At 44.2% G+C, this 5643-nt stretch carries 7 protein-coding genes and 1 pseudogene; 6 read left to right on the top strand and 2 right to left on the bottom strand.

Annotated features, from left to right (window positions below; translation table 11 throughout):
• Window positions 1–111: pseudogene (locus tag PSI23_RS20025) on the top strand (IS630 family transposase); the annotation flags it as partial.
• A 294-nt stretch (window positions 112–405) separates the two neighbouring features.
• On the opposite strand, the gene PSI23_RS20020 reads toward PSI23_RS20025, so the two are convergent.
• Entirely contained in the window at window positions 406–783 is a 378-nt protein-coding gene (locus PSI23_RS20020; RefSeq protein ID WP_273556723.1) for a hypothetical protein, read from the bottom strand.
• Between the two features lie 629 nt (window positions 784–1412).
• Window positions 1413–1826: a helix-turn-helix domain-containing protein gene (locus PSI23_RS20015; protein WP_273556722.1), complete on the bottom strand. Its 414-nt coding sequence runs from the start codon at window positions 1824–1826 to the stop codon at window positions 1413–1415.
• A gap of 81 nt (window positions 1827–1907) precedes the next feature.
• On the opposite strand from PSI23_RS20015, the gene PSI23_RS20010 reads away from it, so the two are divergent.
• The 5 genes from PSI23_RS20010 to PSI23_RS19990 form a co-directional block, all read left to right on the top strand.
• Window positions 1908–2120, top strand: coding sequence for a Cro/CI family transcriptional regulator (locus PSI23_RS20010; protein ID WP_273556721.1), 213 nt, complete (start codon window positions 1908–1910; stop codon window positions 2118–2120).
• Window positions 2089–2424 (top strand): hypothetical protein, encoded by a 336-nt coding sequence (locus PSI23_RS20005; RefSeq protein WP_273556720.1) that lies wholly within the window; start codon window positions 2089–2091, stop codon window positions 2422–2424. The genes PSI23_RS20010 and PSI23_RS20005 overlap by 32 nt, the downstream gene beginning before the upstream one ends.
• Before the next feature lie 176 nt (window positions 2425–2600).
• Entirely contained in the window at window positions 2601–3491 is an 891-nt protein-coding gene (locus PSI23_RS20000; RefSeq protein ID WP_273556719.1) for a hypothetical protein, read from the top strand.
• A complete protein-coding gene (locus PSI23_RS19995; protein WP_273556718.1) occupies window positions 3485–5104 on the top strand; it encodes a DEAD/DEAH box helicase in 1620 nt (539 codons plus the stop codon). Before PSI23_RS20000 ends, PSI23_RS19995 begins: the two co-directional genes overlap by 7 nt.
• Window positions 5101–5643, top strand: a 543-nt coding sequence (locus PSI23_RS19990; RefSeq protein WP_273556717.1) for a DUF7146 domain-containing protein, incomplete at its 3' end; no start/stop codon positions are given. The genes PSI23_RS19995 and PSI23_RS19990, both read left to right, overlap by 4 nt.

Here is a 5643-nt window from a genome sequence, read left to right as displayed (position 1 = left end):
CGTGAAACCCTTCGTCACTTTTTTCATGTCACTTTGCCAGAAAAAGCGAAAGAACTGACGACTCGACTGACTGACAATTTTCAGATTTTAAAACCTGCATCTTCAAGTTAGATTGGTATAGCTCTAATTCAATATCTAAATTAGAACATGTATCAATTACACCCTCCATAATATATTCTTTATTTATGTCCCTTAACCGCTGAGCTAAATTAATTATTTGACGCTGCATGCCACGACACATTAAATAAGTATCCGGTTCGGCTTCATTCTGAGTTGCAGTGACTACGGGAAATATTGAGGCTTCAATTTCTTCTGCAATTTCGACGGCTGCTTGTAGTTTATTTATCATGTTTAATTCCTTGATTGTTATCAATTCACCATAATTCAATCGGAAATAGATTGTAATTAATTATATTCAGAATGAATTTTACTTACATAATCATTTAAATGATGAACACAATTATAACTATCCCACACTCTATTAGTGTGTTTGTCATAGAAAGCAGTAGCAATAAATTTATTACCTTTGAAAATATCGTACTTAGTATCGCCGACTTCAATCACATCAAAACCATAGTTTTTACAAGCAGAAATAAATTTACTTTGTTTGACTAAAACAGCAGACCAATCACGAATTTTTTTACGCTGCAACCAAGCCTTTTTATTGAAGAAATTACGGTCTTGAGAACGAGGAGAAAATAGGTTAGCCAAATGACGGTAATGAACATAATCTTTTCTACATTCAGTTGCCAATAATGCAGAAGTACTTGTTGATGTATTCATTTTTATTCACCTCAAAATTAATATTGTTTATTTCAGTTACGATTAACTATTTGTCCCATCCAGCCAAAGATTACATATGTAGGAGCCAGTAACCTTTTTGCTTCTTCCCTGTCACTTGCCTGAGTCCTAACACATATAGGGCGTGTTTGTTTTGTGTTAGCTCGCTCTATTGCGCCGAAGATAAAGGTTTTCATGGTTTATTTCATTTAGTTATTAGGGGGAAGTGCTCGATCTAAGTTCGGAATGTGATTGTGCACCTGATTCCGAATCTTGGATTATTTGATGAGCCTCTTCGAGAGAATAGCCACCTCCAACCCTTGATTTGGATGAGACTATAGGGTTGGATTCGCAACTACTCTCAGTAGTGGAGTGGTAAAAATGTAGCTGGCTTTTCAGTTTTTGTAGAACATCCAAAATAAGAATATCTAGGATGTGGCGATTGGAGCTATCTTGCTGTACAGACATTTTGTGCAGAAATTCTATCTGCGATACACAAAGTGATGCTGATTCTAAACTACCCGCAAAAGAATTACTTTTCATAAGACTACCTCCGTTGGTTCGTGGAGCTAGTTTTATTCAAGTTTAATTTAAAAATAAAGTTAATTTTCAATTTAAGTTGAATTTTGTTTTTATTCTTTCATTTTCATGGACTTAATCATATCTATTTTTGCTGACATGTCTGCATAGTAATCATCTAAAAGGTTTTGAGCGTATTCAACAACTTTAAGCCTGTACTCTCTAGGTAGTATATTGAAAATATTATCTAACTTCTCCATTTCATATTTTGTGTATTTATTTTCAACCCCTTTTGTACTGGCCGTTAGGTGTTCAATTCCATTAAGAAGCCAAATTGGAGAGCAATCCAATGCTTTGCATAATTGATTAATCCTTTGTCCCGAGATAGATGACTCATCGCGCTCCCACAAGGATACAGCAGCCGTCGACACATTCATCTCTTTAGCAATATCCATCATGGTCCTGTTTAGCTCCTTCCTTCTGCGGCGAATACGTTGCCCCATCGTTTCTTCATTTTTGTCATTCATATCAAATCTCACTTGAATTTTGGGTTTTATTTCAATTAAACTTGAAATTAAAGTAGTTTAGCTTAACTAGATTATAACCATATGTATAAATCAAGTGTAGTTGATTTTTATGGCTCACAAAGAAAAACAGCCAGAGCATTGGGTGTCAGTGATCAAGCGGTGTCTCATTGGAGGTCAATTATTCCAGAGAAGGCAGCGTTAAAGCTGGAGAGAATCACGAACGGCGCTCTCAAATATGACGCATCACTTTATAGGAAAAATCATGTACCAAATCCACAACGTAATAATGCCTGAAATTTATCATCCGGGTGACGCGGAATGGATTCAAAAGATTCTTGCCGCGATGAACTCAACCACAAGGGAATACGCGAGGGATAAATACGCCCATGTCTACAAACTTCGGCGGGATGAAGATCCTGTGCCGCATCGCAGGGATAACACAGGGGCTAGGGCTGCTAACACATGGCTCAGACTGTTCTTCAAAAAGAATTACAGATCGATGAAAGGTTATACCGAAGAGCCGATGTTAGCCCCGAAAGCACAGCCAGAGGACAAGCCCAATTCAGGAGTTGTTTCAGGGCAGGAGACAGGCAGGTAACACCGAAAATGGCTGTGTCTTCTGGCTGTGGAATGGAGGTTAGGGGATCACTAGGGCTGAGCATGAAAAAACAGCCAAGTGAGAATAATTATCAAAGTGGGGGAAAGCCAAAAAAAACTGGCAGTCACGAAAAGTACTAAATAAGAACCCCCCTATTTTTTTTGGACTAAATGAGAATGATTATCAAAAAAGAAAAGGCAGAAAAGATCATCCAAAAACACCGTGCTTTTGCTAACTGGAAACCAGCACGCGTCGTGGCTGAACTAGTGGCAGCGGGGATGTCAGAAGCGGAAGCGACAGCAATGGTCAAAACAAACGCACCAGCACGGAAGGAACACAAACCACACAACAGCCACACAAAGCCCGTAAATCTGGAAGCACTGAGTACTCACTACATCGTGGTCGGTGATTACGATTTGCTGGGTTTGAAACATCAGGATGCACTGATTGCCGCTATCCGAAACGGCAAAGGGAAGAGTTCATGGAATGACGGGGCAATGGCGGTAACTTTGTTCGGATTAGTCAAGGCATACCCGATCATCACGACAGCCGAGGTTAACAAATTCCTCAGCCGTGGCGCATTTATCGACAGCATTCCGCTGTTCATTGACGGGGAGGTGATCGACGGTGAAGTGATGCCGTCAGCGAATAACGACAGCGTAAAAGACGTTTTTCGTGCGGTTAAGCAACTGAAAAAAATCACTGAGTACTTAGCAGATACTGGCGCATTGACGCTCAATAAATACCTTGATCGCGTACCGACTGACGAAGACGTTAAACGCGCCGTTGGCATTGTCGCCCCGGCAATAACAAACCCGTACTTCCATGAAATCGATTATGCGTGCCAGTACAGCAATATGCCTGCACGTGAGCACGCCGAAGACAGTAAGCGGATTATCAATGAGTGGAAAAACGAACTGAAAATCAAAGGAAGCAAGAAACCGAACAGCGAAACTTTGACGAGCGCGCTTGATTCGGTTCTTGCAGTCGGCACTAACGAAAAGTTACCTGCACAAAATTATCGCACGGTAGCGCAGGAAAATAAACAGGGGGCGAAAGAATGCTGAACATTACCCCCAACTTTGCCCAAGAGCGTGCTTTAAACATGCTGCGTCAGGACTGGAAACAGCACCGTACTTTCATGGTGTATAGTCCCACAGGTTCAGGCAAAACAGGGCTAGCGGCTTTCGTTACTGACGGTTATGTGTCCCGTGGAATGCGTGTCATGTTCTGTGTACCGTATACGATCCTTGTAGACCAGACTGCAACCCGTTTTATTGATTATGGCTTGCCAGCGCACGAAATCAGTTACGTCTGGCGTGACCATCCAAACTATGACCCAACCCGACTCATTCAGATTGCGTCGGCCGATACCATTATCCGCCGTGAATTCCCGGACAATATCGATTTGTTGATTATCGACGAGGCGCACTTACGCCGTAAGCGGCTGCTGGAAATTATCCGTGACAGTGACATTCCGGTGATCGGGTTATCCGGTACACCCTTTGCGCCGTTCCTTGGGGCTTACTACGAAAAACTGATTAAGCCCACCACGATGAAAGAACTGATTCAACGCGGGGATCTGAGCAAGTATGAATTCTATGCGCCAACCAAGCCCGACTTAAGCGGTGTGAAAAGCAATCAAAGTACTGAATACGGCAGTGATTACAAAGAAGATGAGATTGCCGAAATCATGTGTGGCGCAGATTTGGTGGGCGATATTGTCAGCAACTGGCTGGCGAATGGTAATAACCAGCCGACCATTTGTTTCTGCGTGACGGTCAGCCATGCCAACTTCGTGACTGTGGAGTTTAATCGCGCAGGGATCAATGCCGATATCATTACAGCGCAGACCCCCCATGAAGAACGCCAGATTATCATTCACCGCTTTGAGCAGGGTGCAACAAAAGTCATTGTGAATGTGGGCACCTTGATCGCGGGTTTTGACAGTGATGTGCGTTGCATCATCTACGCCCGACCTACGAAGTCAGAAATCCGCTGGACTCAATGTCTTGGCAGAGGCCTGCGTACTGCGCCGGGCAAAGAAGCCTGCCTTATCTTCGATCACTCCGGCACGGTTCACCGCCTCGGCTACCCCGATGACATCGAATATGACGAACTGCCCCGTAAGAATGACGGCATGAAAACCCGTGACAGTTACCGGGAACAGGAAAAACGGGAAAAATTACCCAAAGAATGCCCGTCCTGCCACTACATGAAGCCTGCCGGGGTTTATGTCTGTCCGAAGTGTGACTTTAAGCCGCTGGTGGGTGAAGACATTGATGTCGATACCAGTCGAACCATCAAAAAGCTCAGTAAGAAAGAGCGCATCTACACACAGGCTGAAAAGCAAAGTTTCTACTCACAATTGAAGTACTACCAGAACCAGCGCGCTTCACAGGGTAAGGCGATCAGTAACGGCTGGGTATTCTATACGTTTAAAGAGAAGTTCGGCGTCGAACCTCGCGGACTCCATGACATACCGCAGGAACTGACACCCGAAGTTAACAATTTCATCAAGCATAAACAGATTGCCTGGGCAAAATCCCGCAAGAAATCGGAGCAAGTGCAACCGCCCAGCCACGAACAGCAGGCAATGCGCCTTGAGGTAGCCCGCCAGAAGGTGCGCGATATCCGTGACCAGTTATCAATTCAGCCATATCAGGGAGACACACAGTGAACAGAATAAAAACGACCGAGGCCGTTGTTGGTCGCTGGCCTGAAATCTTTGCTTATTACAAATTGCCTCCGGTGACAGGCAAGAACCACTTTAAAGGGAAGTGCCCAATCTGTGGGCGGAAAGGCAAATTCCGCATTGATGATCGGGATGGCAGGGGGACGTTTATCTGCACCTGTAATGCGGGGGACGGTTGGAAGTTACTCACCCTGACGCAGGGGAAAGACTACAAGACATTAGCGGACGAGATTGATCTGTTGCTGGGTATCCAGTCAGACAAGCGCAGCGTAGTGAAAAAAGAGACCAATATCACCAAATTCAGAAATAAAGTCACTGCCTGTTACCCTAATTTATCTCACCTGAAAGGCACGCAGGGGGAAGCCTATCTGCGCAGCCGGGGCATTCATGTTTTGCCCGCCGACAACGTGAAATACTGCCCCGAACAGCCTGTTCGTAACGGAAAACTGCAAGCGCTTTGGGCACTGGTGACCGATGCGAAAGGGACATTATGTTATCTGCACCGTACCTACCTTGACGGGGAT

The sequence above is a fragment of the Xenorhabdus yunnanensis genome (assembly GCF_028598805.1).
Taxonomy (GTDB): domain Bacteria; phylum Pseudomonadota; class Gammaproteobacteria; order Enterobacterales; family Enterobacteriaceae; genus Xenorhabdus; species Xenorhabdus yunnanensis.
Note: the sequence above shows the minus strand (reverse complement) of the source record. Positions and strands in the feature narration are given on the sequence as shown.